Raw genomic sequence first — 18991 nt, 5'->3', positions numbered from 1 at the left:
GATCAAATTCCAGATTCTAGTTGAGCCGCCTCGTGCAGCGAATGGGCAGCGTGCCCCAAAAGTGAGGCCAGCAATGGTGATTTCATTTGAATTACACGTGGCCTATTAGCAAAAAAATCTGATTCTGGTTCAATCTGCTTAAAGCGTAGTGCAGGTAGTAGCCTATCCTTTAGCAATTGCGCGAACTGGATGCGCGCAATTACATCAGGGCCGCCAAAGTTAATCACGCTTTGTGGAAATTCGCCCCATCGCTGTGCTAAGGCAATTGCGCCCTGCACAACATCATCACGGTGTACGACGGCTCTATAGAAAGGGTGAAATATTCCTGCTTCTTCGCCGCTCCTAGCACATCCGTGAAGATATTTGGTGAATTTGTCTTCTGTTGAAAATACATAGGAAAGTCTGATCGACTTAAAGCCAGGGTTTCCAATAAATCTATTCTCTACCTCATGTTTCATAACTGCATAATCCCCTGAAGGATTGCAAATCGCAGTTTCATCAAACTCATCTACTCTTTCGCCATAAACCGCATCACTCGAGAAAAAGATGACTTTCGCACCTTTGGAAATGACTTTGTATATAAATGACGACGTCCCCGTAACATTTACCGCCCATGCTCGGTCATGTTCACGTGAACAAACATCGGGTGCGGAAATAGCGGCTGCCACAAGCACTACATCAGAATAGTGGATTAAGTCATAGTTAAATTCGTCTGGCACGTCAAGACTGAGCGGAATCAGTCCTTGCACCCCAGCCCGTGAGGTGCCGTACGCATCAAATTTTTCTTTTGCTAAAATGTAAAGCGGCTTACCAATGTAGCCTGAAGCACCAACGACCACAATCTTCATATAACACCACCTAGATTAATCTAGAGTATTTTCTATAAATGGTTTGTGTGCAATAAAAAGATACTGCTCTCGCCATAGATAGCCTTGATATTCAGACCAGTAAGCCAGTATGCGGGCGTGGTTGAATCCGATTTTTCTCAGCTCATCAAGCAATTCCCAACCGAAATAGCGGAAGCACAGAGCTCCACCTTCCGGGTCGATTGGGTTGTCGTGATATTCGGCAGGTAAGTGATGCTCAATTGAGCCGTCCTCATTAAGCGTGGCGCGTATGATATCGGTAGGGCTATCGCTGGAAAAAGGTACTGTGAATAGGAAAACACCATCTTTATCCAATACACGGTATATCTCGCGTAGAGCATTTTTTGGGTCTGGCAAATGTTCAAGAACATCAAAAGAAAGTACGCGATCAAAGCTTGCATTAGGAAAGCTCAATCTCATCACGTCTTCATGACGAATGCCATCTAGTATTGCGCCGGGCTCATGCTTGCTACCGAGGTATTCACTACCTTGCATATTCGGGTATCTTGCCTGGAGCCAGCGATACATAGGGGTGATCTGTTCAGTTAAATAAATACGGCTTTCGGCACTAGGAGGGGCGAGCGTATGCAGCGCATTGAGAGCAGCCCTCATTCGATTCACTAGCGCACAATGCTTGCACTGCATGTGTTCGCGCCAATTTGGCATTGTTCTTCCATCAGGTGTTGAACTTGTGGAGTACATGAAACTAGTGAAAAACTCCGTTTCTCGATCACAGACGCAACAGAAACCGGGGGTAAGGAAGCCTTCGTTGCTACCCATGGGAAGTAAGGCCTGCTCGCGAAGCATGCGTGCTGAATACTCTGTTTTCATGCGCTCTTGATGTCTTTGCCAGATACTCCAACTATCGATCCCAATAGCAGATTCGATAGCACGCCAGCCTTGTCGTACAGACCAAATTAACCCCCGTACTCGCTCCCGAATTACATCATAAGAGTAGTTCTCGAGTGCGAACCGACATCCATTGGAACTGATATGGTGCCATAAAGTCTTGTCTGTGTAGGCACGGCATACCGCGTCCGCAAACGCTTCCGGAGTGTCTCCGGTGAGTACATTTCGACCATCGACGAGGCCCATGCCCTCGACAGCGATAGTTGTTGCTATGCAGGGGACGCCATAACAAAGACTCGAACCGATTTTGCCTTTAATACCTGCTCCATAACGTAGAGGTGCTACCGAAAGTCTGATTCCCTCGAACAATGGCTGGAGGTCTTTCACGAAGCCTAGAACCTCAATATCAGGATTCTCGGCTAGACGTTGAATGTGTTCTGGTGGGTTTGCGCCAACTACCTTGAATCGCGTTCCGGGCAAGCGCTTCTGAATTAATGGGAAAATCGATTGCGCAAAATAAATGACCGCATCAATATTCGGCAAATGCGGAAAACTGCCAATAAAGAGAATGTCGCGCCGATCCTCAAAAGCCTTAGTTGCTCCTGGAATGTTTTCAAATACGATGGGTAAAACAGTCAAAGGGGCCTCGGGGACCTCAGCACGTACCACGTATAACTCTTCACTACTTAACAGTATGGTCAGATCGCACTGGCGAATGAGGTCTAATTCATGGTCGCGAACAAGCAGAGCGGCGGTACGCGCTTCCTCATCACCAGTCAATTCAGCTTGACGTAGTTCCCGTAGATAATGTAGATCAACTGTGTTGAATATCAGTTTCGTTCTCGGAGCAGCTCGCCGTATTATACTGGGGTAAGGCCAAACCACCGGACCGCGAGCCACGACGCAGATGTCGAAATTTGCCGCATTCGTACTTAACCATTTTTCAATAGACTCAATGTGCGGATAGCAGAGCACCTCAATGTCGTTGGCCACGAGCGCTTCGTAATAGCCCTCCTCATATTTCAGTCCAGAGGGTATAAAGGTTACTGCGTAACCAAGTGATTGAAATATTCGCATAAGCAGCACGGAAGTAACAGAGGCAGCATCCTGGTCGGGTTTGGGAATTGCCCAATCAAGGTATAGGAGACGGTCAGTTTCCTTATTTGTGATGTTGCGCTTCGCCGCTAATGGAAGTTCAGGAGGTGCCCGTAAACTGCTCAATTCCAGGCTTTTTGCTTTTAGATGGGCCAGGCCGTTACGCCGATATGCGCCCCACGCGCGTCGAGCAAGCGGCACCCAGCCGCCCGAAAGCCTGCGCGCTACCGGTAATGCGCGAGTCAGCACATCAATTCGGACGCGTGTTTTAGTGATCAATGTGATCTGGCTTCTGGGAGGTGCAGCTCGCACTGTTGGTGGTAGCTTCCGGACAGACGTGGACATATCAAGTGAGTCAGGCGTATGCAGGTTTATTCCTGCCTCGCCGTTCCAATTGTACGCATATGGAAGGCTTCGATAGAACTCATGCCCATGAGCAAAAACCTGTTCACGATAATTGTCGAGTAAACATCCCAGATCGCCAATATTTTCTATGGTGACTTGTTGACTGTGTCGAGAAAACACTTTTGGATCATCAATCCTATTGCCACTAAAGTGCACAAAACGCAATGGCTGGTCGTTTACGAACCATTGATCATTGCGCCGAGTAACCCGACGCTGGGGGAGATTCCAGTAAGCCACGTTGTAGCCTGGATGATGTATCACTCGTGCGCCAGGTACAAAAGCTGGCAACAGGTCAGCCCATTTCTGATCAACAAAGATGCCTTGGTCGAGTTTGATAGTACAATCCCGTTCTAATCTGCGTCCCCACCAAGCTAGGTAGGAGCGAACACTTGGCGTGTTGCGTAACGCCAAAAATCCGAGATTATAAATACCATAAAGCAATATCTTCCTATCATGTACCTCATCGTGTTCCGCTGGCTGGAGGATGTGCGGTGTGAGGATTGCTTCGACCCCTTCGGTGAGCATTTGATCTATCTCATGCATTCTATCGACGAACAAGAGATCTGGGTCAACGTAAATGACGGAGCTAAATCCATGCTTCTCCATTAAATAGCTAAAAGCAAAAGGTTTAACCGCTGTATTGAACTCCGTAATATTATAGCGTGCAGCCATATCACCAAGATTTGGCATATTAAGGTCTTCAAGGTAGACGAACTCAAATGGCTGTTGAGCCGGGTCAAGCATGCCGTCAAGTCGATCGCATAAAACTACGAAAAACTGAGTTTTCGGGTAATGGGATCGTACCGAGTTGTATAGGACCCTTGCGTGCGCCAAAAAATTCTTCGAGCAAATTGTAAAAAACGCCTCAGGCTCGCTCGCATCAGATGAAGGTAATTGAGTATCGGTATCAGTAGCAGTATCGGTATCAGTATCAGCTACTGCCTGGGCAAGACTCTTGATGTGTTCATCACGCTCGGTTACGATTTTTCCTAAGTTTGCAACAGCTTCCAGAGAGAATATGTCGTGTTTGCCAGTTAGTTCTATAATATTCCTATAATCAAAATGATAGAGCTCTTTAATTTTTTCTGACGTTTTATTGTCCCACAGCAAATTGAAGAGCGAAATACTGCCAAATGCCTTAGCCATATGTAACGAATTTGGTTCAAGCGAAAGCATGGCGAGAACAAACTCAGGGACAAATCCATCCTTTCTATAGAAACTTTCCGCTTCTGGGAAAACTTTCACGAACTCATCGAAAGAATCAAGCTTCAAATAATTAGGAAATAACTGATAAAATTCAGTAACGCCGCGAACCCTGGTCTCTCGTCGATTTCCACTCGTATTGGCTTCGTTGGCGCGAACACGAAATCTAACGAGCTTTTCTTGTAGAACGTGAATTTCGTACTTCAAACAAAGTCGGATCCACATATCAAAATCCCCGACCTGTGCAAATCCGTAGCGATAGGTCCCACAATCAGAATAGCAGCGCTTCCGGATCAGCACGCTGGGGTGGCATAGGGCGTTGCCGTGATAAAAAAAGTAGTTGAGCCATTCATGCCTGGTTCGATTAGGCTGATCGAAAATACTCGAGTAATAATGTCCAGTATCATTAAGCGGTTTGCCATCTTCTCCGATTGCGAGCGCATTCGTGAATACAGCACCGATCTCCGGATGGGCCGCCAGAAATTCAACCTGTTTTTCCAGTTTGTCTTTTTCCCAAACATCATCTGAATGCTGGAAGGCGATGTATTCACCCGAAGCTATTTCTGTAATGGTCTTGTTGACACCATAAATAGCTCTTCGGCATTCATCATTGCGAAAAGTCTTTATCCTGGAGTCAGAGTACGTTTTGATAATGGGCCATGAATTATCGCTCGAGGCATCATCCCAAATGATAAGTTCAAAATCGGTAAAGGTTTGCGCCAGAACGCTATCAATCGACTCACAAATATATTTTTCATGATTTAAAGAGGTAAGAATGATGGATATTTTTGGCATACTTATGCGTTACAAAGTATTTATAAAAGAAATGAGGTTAAGGACAGTTCGTGCCCTGCAATCTTGAACGAATAACTGGCGAAGCCTGATGGATTCTTAATAAAAGATTGCAGATACGTTCAACAGTCTGAACTGAAACAAGCGCACCTATGGGAAACTGAATGGTTGACGCACAGAGGTGGTTTGTATTTGGCAAGCGATCAGGGTAATGCGACAAGTTTTGAACATAGGGAGGGTGATGGTGCAAACCCGGGTAAAAATAACGCTGAACGTTTATGTTCTCTGCTTTTAAGAGTTCACGCAATAAATCTCTGGAAAGACCAAATTCCTGCTCATCTATTAAGCATACAAGAGACTGATAATTCGAGAAACTAACCTCTGTTGGTTTTACAATATTAAGACCAGGAACTGGCTCAAGATATTTCTCATAGAGTTGGTGTAAATATTCGTTCGTTTTCTGATTCGAGGGAAAGTCCTCAAGACTCATAAGCGCCATTGCGGCTTGAGCCTCAGACATTCTCCCATTTGAGGTTCTAACAACATCGACAGGATGGCCTGCTCCATAGCTACTTCGGATATTTCTTAAACGTGCTCCTAAATCGTCATTATTTGTGCAAATGCAACTTCCCTCCATCGCATTCAATATATTAGTACTATGAAAAGAGAATATTTCCATATCCCCAAAATTACCGAGAGAAGTATCGGAAATTTTGCAGCCAAAGGCGTGTGCGGAATCGAAATATAACTGAATACCGTAAGAGACGGCTAAGTCTGAAAGCGCTTTTGGATTACACGAGTCACCCCACAGATTGACCCCCATAATTGCGCTCACACCCTCATCTATTAGAGCCCCTATTTGATCAAGTGCGATTTGCTGAGTGACCGGATCAACATCGCAAAAAACCGGGTCGAGTCCAGTCCAGGTCAACGACTGCGCCGAAGCAACAAAAGTGAATGCAGGAAGAATTACTTTACCGGAAAGTTCCATCGATTCAGCCGCCATCATGAGACCAATGGTTGCATTGGTTACACAGATCGCATGCTCAACACCTAAAAATGCTTCCAGCTTTTTTTCAAGCTCATCAGTCAATGGGCCTTGATTTGTATAATATTGCCGCTCAAAAATCCCACGGAAGGATGTAGTATAACGTTCCCACGAGGGGAAATAGTGCTGGCCAATAGGAAGAGGCTTGTCGAACTCAGGGATTGCACCGAAAATTGCAAAATTTTCTGAATTCACGCTACATCTCATTGTTTCCGTCCAAGCGGTTTTTGATCAAATCTGCGCTGATATAAAGGAAGCTCAAAAATTCGACAATCTGGTGAATATCTTCACAAGTTACCAAATGCCCGCAGGGAAGAAGGGCGAACTTTTCAGAGAGTAGGTCGGACAAAGGCAAGCTTGCCGGTAAATGAGCATAAGTCATTTGCTTGCGATGTAATGGGGGCGAATAATATGCTCGGGCAAAAATCTTTTCTGCGTTCAGGATTTTAAGGGTATCGGCCCTGGTCAGTGGCCACTCAGCGAGAAACTCTATCACGATATTCTTATAGCTTGTGGGAGGCGTCTCAAGAAATTCAACTAGCCGTATTCCGGGTACAGAAGCTAGCAATTTCTGGTAGGTAAAATACCGTTGGCGATTGCGAGAAATCTGGCTCTCGAGATCATCAAGGCTCGCAAGCGCCATTGCCGCGTGAATCTCGTTCATCTTTGCGTTTAACCCGTAAGATACTGTAACCCTGTCTTCTTCATCCACGCCAAATGTGCGTGCTGAGGCCAGTTGCCTAGCCAGAATCGCATCATTAGTTGTCAGATAACCTCCTTCAAATCCATTCAATAGTTTACTGGCGTGCAAGGAAAAACACTCGGCATTACCAAAACTTCCAACTTTTCCATGTAATGTGGATTCGAAAGGGGATTCAACCGAATCGAACAGGAGGGGAATCGCCCGTACTTGTGCCAATTGAACTAGGCCATCAATATCGCAGCAATTCACGACGGGATGAACGCCGACTATTAAAGCCGTATTTTGATTAATACAACGGCCTACGGTCTCAGCGTTGGCAGCGAGAGAGTTTTCCTCTACTTCGCAGAAATGAGGTTTTAATTTAGCCCACGCCGCGATATCAGCCATACGTCGATACGTAAGGGAAGGAATGACGATTTCCGTTTTTCCTTTAAGGGCCAGCGCGGTCATCGCTAGGGCCAGTCCCCAAAATCCACTGCAAAAGGTAACGCAGAAATCTACTTGATGAAAATCTGCGAGCCGTTGTTCAAGAAGTTCTACGGGTGCGTGGTCATTTATATATCGATGTTGGTCATAAAAAAGCTTTGAGTAACTGAGAAAGGTTTCAAAATCTGGACGAACTAAATTCGACGTTGATTTTGGGGTGGAAAATAGACTATTGGCTCCGAATATGGCAAGTTCCTCAACATTAGTTTTACTAAGCATGGGTTTCTCTATTTTTCAGAATTTCGGCTAAGAAGTGCATCGTATCGATAATGCGCAGCATAAAATTCTAAAGGCATAGATAGAAATTTAACGTTCCAACCAGCGTTAGCAGCGAGCCTCGCGAATTCGTCTCGTGACCGCCATATTCCAATTTGTGAGCATGGGTCAGATAACTCATACTGATCAGGAGTCCTCGTCGTGTAGAATTTCGCCATTTGGTCTTTATCAGGAAGATTGCCGATAAAAAGCTTTTGAATGTTGCTGAATTTCTCAAAAAGCAATCGTAGAACTTCTATCGCATCAGCCTCAGGAAAGTAGGAGAAGCTTCCATAGCAGAGCGCTTTCGTGAAACGGTCTGGTCGCGACTCAAGGCAGACATACTTTGCTACTCCTTGAAGAGTGAAAGTGATGTTCGGGAACCTCTCGAAGTTTTTCTTTGCAACTGAAATTAGATACTCAGAGAAATCAACCCCGAGATATTCCGCGCACGAGTCAAAAAAAAGATGAGGCAGCGCTCCATTACCGCAGGCAAGGTCGAGAAGAACGTCGTCAGATCTTATATCGAGCCCCGTCTTGATTGCTTCGACAATCATATTTATTTGATCGTCTGTAACAGGCCTGCCCTGAACAGTGCGCCGGATTTGCCCCCAAAAATTGTCTGGGGATTGCGATCTCGCATACTCATCATGATTGAATTTTAGGTAGGGTGATTTATTGCTAACCATAGGAATATGCTTGTAAAAATTTTGATTATTTGAAATCGTTAACGCGATAAATACCTTATCATTAAGCTCTACCTGCGAATCAAAAGAAAATACGGAGTGCCTAGCGGAATCTTGTTCAGATATATGTGAAAATATGTGTATGAAGCCGTTTTTGCGGTTATTTTAATGAGTAATAGAGCCTGTTTCTCCTGATTCTTTTATTACACAGACTCAATCGAATACCTACCCAAAAGATCTTTAGTTCCGGTTTGTCCGTTGAACATTAAAACATCCACAATGGATAATGATGGTTCAAACCCATCGCCCTGAGCATAATTGAGGTCGTCACTCTTCAGGAAAGATAGTTTTATTTTGCTTAATTGGAACTTGCCGTTATCGAAGATATGAGCCCCGGCAATTGGATTTATATACTCTTGCGCGTTCATTTGTTCAGTAATTCTTAAAGCCCACTCACCTGCGTCCTGGACGTACTCATAATTAAATTTTTGATCCGATGAGATCAATATCTGTGTATTCATATTCAGGTGGCGGCAAATTTCTTTTACTATCGTTTCGTTTATTGCAGTTAGGTTTTCACCCTGGATTTTGGAGAAAATGTTTTCCAGCAGATCTATTGTTTCGCTATAAAACGGCGCCTTGTTTTTATAGCCATAACTGTAATGGTCTAGTTGCCTTAGGATCTTGTTTTTCCAATCTTTTTCGTTATGTGCATAGATATTTTTTATAAGTTCGTTCAAGGAGTGTTTACGCAATGGCACTGTTATATATTGCCAGCCACCGCCATGTTTCAAAACTCGATTTCTGTTAACCCATCCATGCCTTATGTATTGAACATCATCAAATAAAATGAATGTGTCCACAGCATGGATCAGTTGCCAGTATCCGATGTAAGGGAAAAAATAGGGTTGCATGATCGCTAGTTTCATTGCATCGCATCAGTGACGATGCCACAAATTCCATCTAGCTCTTGTTGTTCCAATCCAAAATAAAGCGGCAGGCATAGCACGCGACTAGCAATGCTCTCTGAAATCGGGCATGTTCTCTGCCACTCCGGACGCAAATAAGGGAGGGTATTAAGTGAGGGATAAAAATACCGACGAGGCAGAATGTTATTGCGTATCATGGCTTGGCGCACATGCATCATAACTTCATGTGAGGGAAATAACACGGGGTAGTAGGCATAGTTATATTCGAGCCCCTCGGTGACTAGCGGCAGAATCAGGCCTTGACTGTTCAAAAGGGAATCATAACGTTCAGATAGGGCGCGTCTATATGCTACGATTTCATCGACTTTAGGCAAAACGCACAGTCCCATGGCGGCATGTAATTCCGACATTTTGCCGTTAATTCCCATTTCCCGGTAGTAGTCTTCCCCAATATGTCCAAACCCCTTAATCAGTGCGATTTGCTTGGCAATATCTTCGTTTTGGCAAATCAACGCACCCCCTTCTGTTGTGTGAAATAGCTTGGTAGCATGAAAGCTTAACGCGGAAATATCCCCATGACATAGGATGGATTGGCCATTTAACTTTACTCCAAAGGCATGCGCGGCATCATAAATAACTTTGAGTTGATGTTCTGTGGCGATTTGTTCTATTTTTTTTACATCACACGGATAGCCATACACGTGGGTTGCCAGAATGGCGCTGGTACGTTCGGTAATTGCAGCTTCAATCTTTTTTGTATCAATGCAAAATGTTTTATCTTCAATATCCACAAACACTGGTTCACAGTTTTCCCAAAGAATAACTGTCGTGGTCGCCACATAGCTAAACGGGGTGGTAATAATTTCCCCCTTGAGGCCGAGCGTCTTAATAGCCAACTGGAGCGCAAGCGTGCCATTTGTAATGAGCTCAAGATTTGGCACGCCAAGATAAGCGCGTAGCGCTTCGGCAAGCTCTTTCGTTAATTGGCCATTATTCGTAATCCAGCCGGCTTGCCAGATTCTTTCAAGCTGGCTCACATACTGGTCGAGCGATGGGAGATAAGTCTTGGTGACGGGAATCACGTTGTTTTGCTACGTGAATTAGTATGACATTTTCTAAAAACAAAGGCTTGTTCGGAGAAGTTTGGCAGACCGTTCAATTTTCCATAGCTTTTGAAATAATCTAGCTGAAACCCAAGCCGGTCCATTGTAAATAGTAAATCAGCTGTAGTAATTCCCCATTGCCAGACATGATGAACATCACGCCAGATCCTATTATGGTCAGAGTGCATCTCATACATACTATCGAATAATTTCTGATACGGCGGATGACTTGGGTCGTGAGGAACATTTCGAAAGTATTCCTCGTGCCCCATGTCCAGCAGCCGTATGCTCAGCGGGGAGCCAACCCATTGTTGATTGAATATGACGAAAGACTTGGTGTATGGGGCGTAAATTTGTAGCAGTCTGTCCCAATCTGGCGCGACCTGATGAAGCAATACATCGAAAAGAAGAATTGCATCAACATGTCCCAAAGTTTCAGGCATCGATAATTCACCGAAATTTCCGCGAAATATCTCAATTTCGGGGTGTCTTGCTACTTTTTCCAGTGCGGGTTCAGTCCAATGGGTATCGACCATCTTGACCGATTTTAATCTGAATTTTTCCAGCGCATAACGTCCATAGGCACAATCAATACCCCATACACAACCTAGTTCAGCAATACTCTCGGGTGAATTCCTGTCAAACGCGATGTCTAGAAGGTCCTTCTTCTCAATTCGAAAGTTTGGATGATATTCCACGCCGAGGTCGTCTTGTAATGACAAAATACGCTGTTTTAATCTTTCATTAATCACAGATACCCCTTATTAATTTTCAATCTCGCCAATTTCCATTGTTGCAGGGATAAACACTTTTGCCCAGATTCTAACGTTCTGGCGTCTGGCCATTCGAAAGATAATACAATCAGCTATGACATCCATAAATTCCGCTGTTACACCGGTCACAATCGGCCTGGCTAACTCAAGCTGAATACTATAGATTCCTTCATGCAAAGGTAAACGTGTCTTAAAAGTTATAACATATTTTTTATTACTTTCTACTTTGAGTAGAGGTTGCCCCAGTTGTGCTGGCCCCGCGCCCAATATGTGATTTTTCTTGTCGTCCATTACATAGTAGGTTGGCCCTAACTCTGTATTTAATGTACTTGTAAAGTAAAATCTTAACTGGACAAGCTGATCAAAATCTACGTCAACAAGGGGTTTGCCAGCGAGGTCCAGCAGTTCTGCATATGTTATTCTGGCTTCTCCCGTACCATATCGAAATTGGGCCACTCTATTTGTAAACTCTTCTGATGTTTTGAAATTTGTTTCTGATCTATTTGCCAACGTGCCAGGCTTAACTTGAGTTTCATCAGACTCTGTCGGAATTCGAGAATATTTTCTGTGCTCATCACTCATTTCTTCCCGCATGGCCCGAACGTAGTATTCAGCTATATCACCAGCGGGCCCAATCGCGAATACTTTTCCACGCTCAAGATATATACCGCGTGAGCACAGGTTTTTGACTGAACCAATGTCGTGGCTTACAAAAAGAACTGTCGTTCCATTCTCCTGGATGCGTTTGAGCGCTGTTGTACATTTAGCCTGAAAACTCATGTCACCCACCGCGAGTGCTTCATCGACGACCATAATTTGCGGCTGTGACATTATATTAACCGCAAACGCAAGCCGCACAAACATGCCGCTAGAATATGTCTTGACTGGCTGTGCGATAAACTCACCAATATCCGCAAAAGCTACAATGTCGTCGAAGCGTGTATCAATTTCCTCTTTATTAAGTCCAAGTATTGTGCCGTTCATATATATATTTTCTCGCCCGGTAAACTCAGGGTTAAACCCCGAGCCCAGTTCTAGCAAGGCAGCGATACGCCCCATGGTTTCTACGCTGCCGCCAGTAGGCGCGAGGGTGCCGCAGATAATTTGGAGGAGAGTAGATTTACCGGAGCCATTGCGTCCGATTATACCGACGGTTTCCCCTTTTTTTACTTCAAACGAGACATCCTTGAGTGCCCAGAATTCACGAAAATATTGCTTCGGCGGCCGTCTTGCCAAGCGTTGCAGACGAGGGGCAATAAATTGCTTGAGGCGATCGCGCGGAGTGTCGTATATCTGATAGCACTTGGAAAGATTCTGAACGCGTATCGCAATATCGCTGGGGAGGGCGGTGCTACTGGAATTCGTCACTATACTTTCAGCGTCATCGCTTTTCACTTCACCCTGCTGTTCTTGTGCTTCATCCTGAAGATGGGATGAGATAGGGTCAGATTTTGCGATGTTGCGAGTCTTAGAGAACATCCGCAAATCCCTTGCGGGTTTTCTGGAACCAGGCAAATCCCCCCCAGGCGATTATTGATCCTGCTGCCATCAGGACGCCCCATTGTCCAATATCCGGCAACTGGCCGAAGACCAGCACCTTGCGTCCTTCCTCAATGATGAATGCGAGCGGGTTGAGTTGCAGCCAGCCCTGGTATTTTATGGGCAAGATACTTAAAGGATAGAACACTGGCGAAAGAAACAGCAACACAGTTGTGAACATGCCGGTGACCTGCCCGATGTCTCGCACAAATACGCCAAACGCCGCCAGAAACCAGGCGAAACCCATGGCAATGAGAATCAGCGGCAGTAAGACAAAGGGGAAAAGAACCACTGTCCATGGCATCTGATGGCTGAAGATTAGCTGGGCGATCAGCAACACGCCGACGCTAATGATCGTGTGGAACAGCGCCGAGCCAAATGCGACCCACGGCAGTATTTCCAGTGGAAAAATCACTTTCTTCACATAGTTGACGTTGGATAATATCAGTGCGGGAGCTCGGTTGATGCATTCGGCGAAGAGCCCATGCACGATCATGCCGACGAAAAGAATAATCGCGAAATCCGTTTTGCTTTCTTCCCCGCCCACACCCCACCGTGCTTTGAATACGACGGAAAACACAAATGTATAAATCGCCAGCATGAGCAAGGGGTTGAAGAACGACCATGCAATGCCCATGACAGAGCCCCGATAACGTCCGATGACCTCGCGTTTGACCAATGCAATGATCAGGTCGCGATTACGCCAAAGGCTTGCGGCCATTTCGCGCGGCAGGATGGAGAAGTTTTGCATGCGGTAGGATGTTAGAAGTATCGCGTGTACCGCTGTGGCCACAACGTGAATGATATAGGTGGCGGGTATTGATTAGTTGAGAAGTCGCAGCGCGTTTCACGCGCAGCGTCAGGACGTTTCGCAGAATCGCGAAACAGAAGTGTTTTAGTTTTCGTTTCAGTTTCCATATGACAGGAACGCTGAATCACTGTCAGTGGGAATTGTCTTTCTCATGCGACATCATTTAGTCGCTTCCGAAAGCGGCGCTAATAAAATATGCAGGATAGGACGAATTCATTTGCGGCGTGCCGTGTAGACCCGTGTAGACGTAAAGCATAACACAAAATATTTTACACATTGAGGCCGACTCTCAGGCTTAGGCGCCAACAGCAAGCATCTCATTTCCGCTTTTAAACTTCGGAGAAATACCAGGCGCGCCCATAAGCTTGCGCTGCATTCATTTTTTTATCATTGTAGAGAGTCGCTGCCTTTGGTCTTTGGTTTAGAGAAGGCATCCCGATTCAGTCCTTGAGAAAAGACGATGTTGCGTTCCAGATTCGCGCTTGCGTGAAAATGATGAGGCTACCGTTAGCTTTCTACCTGGAACGAAGCATCTTATTGAGCTTTAAGAGAAAGACGTTCTGGCTACGCGCCTGCCGGCGCGGTACCGAGCCCAAAAATTCCTTCCAAAATACATCCCTAAAATATTTTTATCCATTCTCTTGCATTTCGTTTAAAGTTGCATATAATACGAATCATTCTCATTAATAATCGCGGAAACGGCCCAAATGGATAAGTCACTTACAGTTCCGGAAACCAACGTTGATAAACAGAACTTCGGCGTGCTCGACCGCAACAGGCGCATCTTCAGCGATACCCTGTTTTCGCAGGGAGACGAGGTATTTATCCAGCACCAGGGCGAACAATATCGCCTGCGGCGTACTCGTAACGGCAAGCTCATTTTAACCAAGTAGTGGAACTAGTAGACTTAAGGCGCTCATCATGTATATTTGTGTATGCAAAGGTGTAACTGATACCGCCATCCGGGAGGCCGTCTCTCAAGGCGCCGATCGGATGCGGGATTTGAAGACCTGTCTGGGTGTGAGCGGGCAATGTGGAATATGTGCCTGCCACGCCAAGGAGGTGCTGGAAAAAGCACTGATGCAAAAAACCTTGACGCAACATCATCTACACAAACCCACTCGCTTATACGAGATCTCGCCTGAGGAGGCATAAACATGAAAAGCAGCGCAGACATTATCCATTGGCTCAACCGCCAACTGCAACACGAATTGACGGCCATCAATCAGTACTTTCTTCATGCCCGGATGTATAAAAACTGGGGTTTTGAAAGCCTGGGCAAGAAAGAATATGAAGAATCCATAGAGGAGATGAAGCATGCCGATGCATTGATCGAGCGTATCCTTTTCCTTGAGGGATTGCCCAATCTGCAAGAGCTCGGCAAGCTCCTGATCGGTGAAAAGGCTGAAGAATGCGTCGATTGCGACCTCAGGCTCGAAATGGCGTCCCGTGAGACTTTGCTTGCCGCCATCTCAGCTTCTGAAATGGCGAAGGATTATGTCTCGCGAGAGCTTTTTAAAGAAATCCTCGAAGATACCGAAGAGCATATCGACTGGCTGGAAACGCAGTTGGATGTAATGCAGAAGGTGGGCATACAGAACTGGCTGCAGAGCCAGATGTAATTATCCGTGCCGCTGGGTTCTCCTACCCAGCGGCTTTAGCCAGCCAGTCCGACGGGGCAAGCCAGCATTTTTTTATAACCTGTCATGGAGCGCAGGCTGTGGAACAGCTAAAGACAATCAGGGCAACCGGGACAACCGGTTCAGCGACCTTGGGCGTTACAACCCCAATGATTGCAGAAGCACCCCGCCCCGACGTGATTCTACTTGCTTGCCTCCATGCCGTTGAAGACTTGAGCGCACACTTGTTGTCCGGCCTGCGGCAAGAAGCCGTTAACGGGACCGGCCGCGCCAGTTCGCACAATGCTCATAACATCGATGATTCCTTTCCTAGCCAGTTGCTGACATTGCTGGAAAGGAAATTTCATCAGGTCGTCGAGTCGTTTTCATTTCTCAGGATCAATCGCAGCCCTTTTTTTTTACAGCATACCGGGCTCACCAGGACCGCGCGCCACGGACGGGCTTCGAATAGCCCCTCGTTTTTGCCGGCAGAGAGCGCAACAACTGTATCGCAGCCGGTTGGCACTCACCAGGCATTGCTGTCGCGCATTGATCTGCTTGAGCGCAAGCTCGCCGATGCCGAAATCCCGGTTCCGCCAGAAACAGATTGGGTTCCGCTGGTCAAGGTCTCCGCCACGCCGGGAGCGCCCGGGACGCTTAGGGCGCAAGGTTGTCCTGGCAGTGCATCTGCCGCAGGACCCGCATGGGATTGCGATAGTCCTGGTGAGAAACAAGCCGCCGCGCATGCTGGTTTCGATCTTGCGGGTCGTCGCGTCCTGTGCGTAGGCGGCCGCGCCGCACTCTACCCGGAGTATCACCGCATGGTGGAGGCTTCAGGCGGCAGGTTGCTCATCTATCGTAGAGGCCCACTTCACGGTGGAGATCATCTCCCTGCGTTGCTCGACCATGCCGATCTGGTAGTTTGCCCGGTCGATTGCGTAAACCATTACACTTATTTTACTGTGAAGCGCTACTGTAAATATTCGGGCAAGCCTTGCGTATTGCTCGACCGTTCCGGCCTGCCCACTTTTCGCAAGGGTGTGGCAACGCTGGCTGCGTTGGCTACGGCACCCGCCGGGTGCGGTAACCCTGTTCAATCCACGAAATCCACTCCCATCGTCTAACAACGTTATCCATGATAGAGCTAAACATGATTTGCGTGCGGAGCCACGGCAGAGGCGCGTGGGCGGACGCCAGGCGGAGGAGGCCCGTCGATTCATTATTTGTCTTTGTCACTATTTCCTGGACCCGGAGAAGCACATGAGCGTTGGTTATAAAGGCAGAATCACGGCATTGGCGACTTTTATTATTGCCTTTTGTATGTGGATTCCGGCGCAGGCAGCACAGGCGGCAGTGAGAGAGTACTGGGTAGCGGCGGAGCAAACTTCCTGGAGCTATGCGCCGTCCGGGCAAAACCTGATCAAGCCGGATGCGGGGCTCGGGGTGTGGGGTACGACGCTGACATACCCTAAATACCGTTATATCGGTTATGCAGACAAAAACTATAACAAACAGCTGCCACAGCCTACATGGATGGGGATACTGGGACCCGAGATCCGAGCCGTGGTGGGAGATACCCTCAAAGTTCATTTCCTGAATAAAACAGACCGGCCGCTTTCCATGCATCCGCATGGATTGTTTTATGACAAATCCAGCGAAGGCGCGGATGGCTCCGGCATAGGGGCGGCCGTTCCTCCCGGTAAATCATTCACCTACACCTGGGTTGTGGACGCAGACGCAGGCCCCGGCCCGGCAGATCCTTCATCAGTCGTCTGGCTTTATCACTCTCATGTGATGGAAGAAGAAGAAGCAAACCTCGGCCTCATCGGCACTATTATCGTCACGCGTCAGGGCATGGCACGGTCCGCTGCTGATCCGGCGCCGCACGATGTAGATCAGGAATTTACGACCCTGTTCATGATCTTCAATGAAGAGAACGGGGAAGAAAGCGGCATGAAGCATACGATCAACGGCCGTATTTTCGGAAATCTGGAAGGCTATGAAACAAGTTTGGGAAAGCGCGTCCGCTGGCATGTCGTCGCGCTCGGCAACGAAACAGACAATCATACCGTGCACTGGCACGGTCAGACGGTACTCGACCATGGGCGTCGCACCGATGTGGTTGAGGTGCTGCCCGCCAGCATGACGTCGGTCGACATGACCCCGCGTTCGGCTGGAAACTGGCTGCTGCATTGCCATGTGGATGACCACATGATGGCTGGGATGTCCACGCGTTGGCGCGTCCAGCCTGAAACAAAGGGAAGTCGCTCGAAATAGCTTCGAATAGCCTGGAAATAGCTTAGCCCACCTCGGGATATACAAACAAAAAAGGAAAAAATATTATGAAGATTGCAGCCATTATCCCTGCCACCGCTGTTGCCTTACTGGGCGGACTGCTTAGCTTCAATGCCGCGGCGCACGCATTGTGGCTCGAAAATGACAAGGGCGAGGCTGGGGCCTCGAAGCTTTATTTCGGCGAATACGCGGAAGATCGGCGCGAAGCCTCACCCGGCAAGCTCGACAACATCATTCAACCGCTGGTTATTGTGATCGATGCGAGCGGCGCGGAAAAACTTGTCGACGCAAGCCGCGAGAATAATCACTTTGCGATACCCGGCGGTGGAGCGACGGTGCTGGTACAAGCGCTCAAACAACCCATACGCGAGCCACAGGGTGAAAACCCTGCCCCGGTGCAAAGAAGGTTTCTCTATGCGCGGCTGGGCAACGGCGGCAGTTTGCCGCTTGATATACATAGCAGCGACAACCTGCTGCGTTTGAGCTTCCAGGGGAAGCCCGTCCCGAAGGCGGAGGTTATCATTATTGCGCCCAATGGCTGGGAAAAGCATTTGCATACGAACGAGAAAGGAGAGGTTCCGCTTACCATGTTGGAACCCGGCCTTTATGTGGTCGAGGCGAAGCATGAGTTAATCAATCCGGGAAATTTCGAGGGCAAGGCATACGCCGTCGAAAGCCACAAGGTTACGCTTAGCATTTACAGATGAGTACGCTGCAACCCGACGCACCGGCACCAACCACGCAAAGCGCGACCAGGGAAAACGCAATGCCGCGCCCGGTTACCGAGCCGCGCGGGTACCTGTTTTTATCGCAGGGTATGAAGCGTGGGCGTTTTCTTGTCTGGCTGCGCCGCACGCACGCCTGGTTGGGGCTATGGGGAGCCGTACTCGGCCTGATATTCGGCACATCCGGTATTCTGCTGAATCATCGCAGCGAGATGAAAATCCCGCTTGCTGCGCAGCACGAAACTCACCAGACGCTCATGCCGCCCCTCGGCAGCCTGCAATCGGCGGAGGCGCTGGAAGCTTGGCTCCGTGTGAAATTTAAAATGCCTCACGCTAAATCGCGTATCGTGAAAAAACCCGGCGGTCCGGTCCCCTGGGGTGGTGGACAGATCAACCAGCCTGAAAATTGGCGCGTCACGCTTACCACGCCCAACCTCAGCCTTACCGCGGAGTATTGGCAAGGCGACATGGAGACACGCATCGAGCAGAAGGAAGCCAATGCCTGGGCGACACTGGCCAATTTTCACAAGGGAACCGGCATGTCCAATGTGTGGATATTGCTGACCGATACGCTGGCTTGCGGTTTGCTGGTTCTTGCGATTACCGGCACCTTGCTGTGGAGCCGTCTACATGGACCACGGCTTATGGCGGCGGGATTGATCGGTACGGTATTCACCTCTGCTGTCATTCTTATGCTCACCACGCTATCGCTATCATGAGACTGTCTTTTTTCCCATCGCCAATCAACCAGGGTCGAGACAAAACACTACCCATGTAAATCCATAGTTCCCTTGCTCTTACAGCGCAAA

The 18991-nt window shown here is 47.6% G+C and carries 17 protein-coding genes; 7 read left to right on the top strand and 10 right to left on the bottom strand.

Annotated elements, in window-relative coordinates:
* Window positions 1-2 precede the first annotated feature (2 nt).
* From BLS94_RS09065 to BLS94_RS09020, 10 genes are all read right to left on the bottom strand, one after another.
* A complete protein-coding gene (locus BLS94_RS09065; RefSeq protein WP_090959982.1) occupies window positions 3-848 on the bottom strand; it encodes an NAD-dependent epimerase/dehydratase family protein in 846 nt (281 codons plus the stop codon).
* Between the two features lie 15 nt (window positions 849-863).
* Entirely contained in the window at window positions 864-5213 is a 4350-nt protein-coding gene (locus tag BLS94_RS09060) for a glycosyltransferase (RefSeq protein WP_090959979.1), read from the bottom strand.
* Window positions 5214-5250: 37 nt separating this feature from the next.
* Window positions 5251-6453, bottom strand: coding sequence for a DegT/DnrJ/EryC1/StrS family aminotransferase (locus BLS94_RS09055; RefSeq protein ID WP_218124775.1), 1203 nt, complete (start codon window positions 6451-6453; stop codon window positions 5251-5253).
* A 1-nt stretch (window position 6454) separates the two neighbouring features.
* The gene (locus BLS94_RS09050; RefSeq protein ID WP_090959973.1) at window positions 6455-7666 is read right to left on the bottom strand and encodes an aminotransferase class I/II-fold pyridoxal phosphate-dependent enzyme; all 1212 of its coding nucleotides are present in this window, start codon (window positions 7664-7666) and stop codon (window positions 6455-6457) included.
* Window positions 7667-7674: 8 nt separating this feature from the next.
* Complete coding sequence (locus BLS94_RS09045; protein WP_090959970.1) at window positions 7675-8391, bottom strand: class I SAM-dependent methyltransferase; 717 nt, start codon at window positions 8389-8391, stop codon at window positions 7675-7677.
* A 200-nt stretch (window positions 8392-8591) separates the two neighbouring features.
* Complete coding sequence (locus BLS94_RS09040; RefSeq protein ID WP_090959965.1) at window positions 8592-9317, bottom strand: WbqC family protein; 726 nt, start codon at window positions 9315-9317, stop codon at window positions 8592-8594.
* Window positions 9314-10399 carry a DegT/DnrJ/EryC1/StrS family aminotransferase gene (locus BLS94_RS09035; protein WP_090959962.1) on the bottom strand — a complete coding sequence of 362 codons (1086 nt, stop codon included), beginning with the start codon at window positions 10397-10399 and terminating at the stop codon, window positions 9314-9316. Before BLS94_RS09035 ends, BLS94_RS09040 begins: the two co-directional genes overlap by 4 nt.
* Window positions 10396-11172 carry a class I SAM-dependent methyltransferase gene (locus BLS94_RS09030; RefSeq protein ID WP_090959959.1) on the bottom strand — a complete coding sequence of 259 codons (777 nt, stop codon included), beginning with the start codon at window positions 11170-11172 and terminating at the stop codon, window positions 10396-10398. Before BLS94_RS09030 ends, BLS94_RS09035 begins: the two co-directional genes overlap by 4 nt.
* 12 nt (window positions 11173-11184) lie before the next feature.
* The gene (locus BLS94_RS09025) at window positions 11185-12672 is read right to left on the bottom strand and encodes an ABC transporter ATP-binding protein (protein WP_090959955.1); all 1488 of its coding nucleotides are present in this window, start codon (window positions 12670-12672) and stop codon (window positions 11185-11187) included.
* A complete protein-coding gene (locus tag BLS94_RS09020) occupies window positions 12662-13483 on the bottom strand; it encodes an ABC transporter permease (protein ID WP_090959952.1) in 822 nt (273 codons plus the stop codon). The genes BLS94_RS09025 and BLS94_RS09020 overlap by 11 nt, the downstream gene beginning before the upstream one ends.
* A 767-nt stretch (window positions 13484-14250) precedes the next feature.
* On the opposite strand from BLS94_RS09020, the gene hemP reads away from it, so the two are divergent.
* The 7 genes from hemP (at window position 14251) to BLS94_RS08985 (ending at window position 18901) form a co-directional block, all read left to right on the top strand.
* A complete protein-coding gene (gene hemP / locus BLS94_RS09015) occupies window positions 14251-14436 on the top strand; it encodes a hemin uptake protein HemP (protein ID WP_072768224.1) in 186 nt (61 codons plus the stop codon).
* Between the two features lie 28 nt (window positions 14437-14464).
* Window positions 14465-14698 (top strand): bacterioferritin-associated ferredoxin, encoded by a 234-nt coding sequence (locus BLS94_RS09010; RefSeq protein WP_090959949.1) that lies wholly within the window; start codon window positions 14465-14467, stop codon window positions 14696-14698.
* 2 nt (window positions 14699-14700) lie between these two features.
* Window positions 14701-15165 carry a bacterioferritin gene (gene bfr, locus BLS94_RS09005; RefSeq protein WP_090959946.1) on the top strand — a complete coding sequence of 155 codons (465 nt, stop codon included), beginning with the start codon at window positions 14701-14703 and terminating at the stop codon, window positions 15163-15165.
* A gap of 98 nt (window positions 15166-15263) precedes the next feature.
* Window positions 15264-16286: a DUF2325 domain-containing protein gene (locus BLS94_RS09000; protein ID WP_143021675.1), complete on the top strand. Its 1023-nt coding sequence runs from the start codon at window positions 15264-15266 to the stop codon at window positions 16284-16286.
* 136 nt (window positions 16287-16422) lie between these two features.
* A complete protein-coding gene (locus BLS94_RS08995; RefSeq protein ID WP_090959940.1) occupies window positions 16423-17439 on the top strand; it encodes a multicopper oxidase domain-containing protein in 1017 nt (338 codons plus the stop codon).
* 65 nt (window positions 17440-17504) lie between these two features.
* Window positions 17505-18164 (top strand): hypothetical protein, encoded by a 660-nt coding sequence (locus BLS94_RS08990; RefSeq protein ID WP_090959937.1) that lies wholly within the window; start codon window positions 17505-17507, stop codon window positions 18162-18164.
* On the top strand, window positions 18161-18901 hold the full coding sequence (locus BLS94_RS08985; RefSeq protein ID WP_090959934.1) for a PepSY-associated TM helix domain-containing protein: 741 nt from the start codon (window positions 18161-18163) through the stop codon (window positions 18899-18901). Before BLS94_RS08990 ends, BLS94_RS08985 begins: the two co-directional genes overlap by 4 nt.
* Window positions 18902-18991 lie beyond the last annotated feature (90 nt).

Source organism: Nitrosospira sp. Nsp18, from assembly GCF_900103145.1.
In the GTDB taxonomy this organism is placed as follows: Bacteria; Pseudomonadota; Gammaproteobacteria; order Burkholderiales; family Nitrosomonadaceae; genus Nitrosospira.
Note: the sequence above shows the minus strand (reverse complement) of the source record. Positions and strands in the feature narration are given on the sequence as shown.

Coding starts and splice junctions, on each gene's coding strand:
- BLS94_RS09065 (WP_090959982.1), bottom strand. CDS start 848: ATGAAGATTGTGGTCGTTGGTGCTTCAGGCTACATTGGTAAGCCGCTT.
- BLS94_RS09060 (WP_090959979.1), bottom strand. CDS start 5,213: ATGCCAAAAATATCCATCATTCTTACCTCTTTAAATCATGAAAAATAT.
- BLS94_RS09050 (WP_090959973.1), bottom strand. CDS start 7,666: ATGCTTAGTAAAACTAATGTTGAGGAACTTGCCATATTCGGAGCCAAT.
- BLS94_RS09045 (WP_090959970.1), bottom strand. CDS start 8,391: ATGGTTAGCAATAAATCACCCTACCTAAAATTCAATCATGATGAGTAT.
- BLS94_RS09040 (WP_090959965.1), bottom strand. CDS start 9,317: ATGAAACTAGCGATCATGCAACCCTATTTTTTCCCTTACATCGGATAC.
- BLS94_RS09025 (WP_090959955.1), bottom strand. CDS start 12,672: ATGTTCTCTAAGACTCGCAACATCGCAAAATCTGACCCTATCTCATCC.
- BLS94_RS09020 (WP_090959952.1), bottom strand. CDS start 13,483: ATGCAAAACTTCTCCATCCTGCCGCGCGAAATGGCCGCAAGCCTTTGG.
- hemP (WP_072768224.1), top strand. CDS start 14,251: ATGGATAAGTCACTTACAGTTCCGGAAACCAACGTTGATAAACAGAAC.
- BLS94_RS09010 (WP_090959949.1), top strand. CDS start 14,465: ATGTATATTTGTGTATGCAAAGGTGTAACTGATACCGCCATCCGGGAG.
- bfr (WP_090959946.1), top strand. CDS start 14,701: ATGAAAAGCAGCGCAGACATTATCCATTGGCTCAACCGCCAACTGCAA.
- BLS94_RS08995 (WP_090959940.1), top strand. CDS start 16,423: ATGAGCGTTGGTTATAAAGGCAGAATCACGGCATTGGCGACTTTTATT.
- BLS94_RS08990 (WP_090959937.1), top strand. CDS start 17,505: ATGAAGATTGCAGCCATTATCCCTGCCACCGCTGTTGCCTTACTGGGC.
- BLS94_RS08985 (WP_090959934.1), top strand. CDS start 18,161: ATGAGTACGCTGCAACCCGACGCACCGGCACCAACCACGCAAAGCGCG.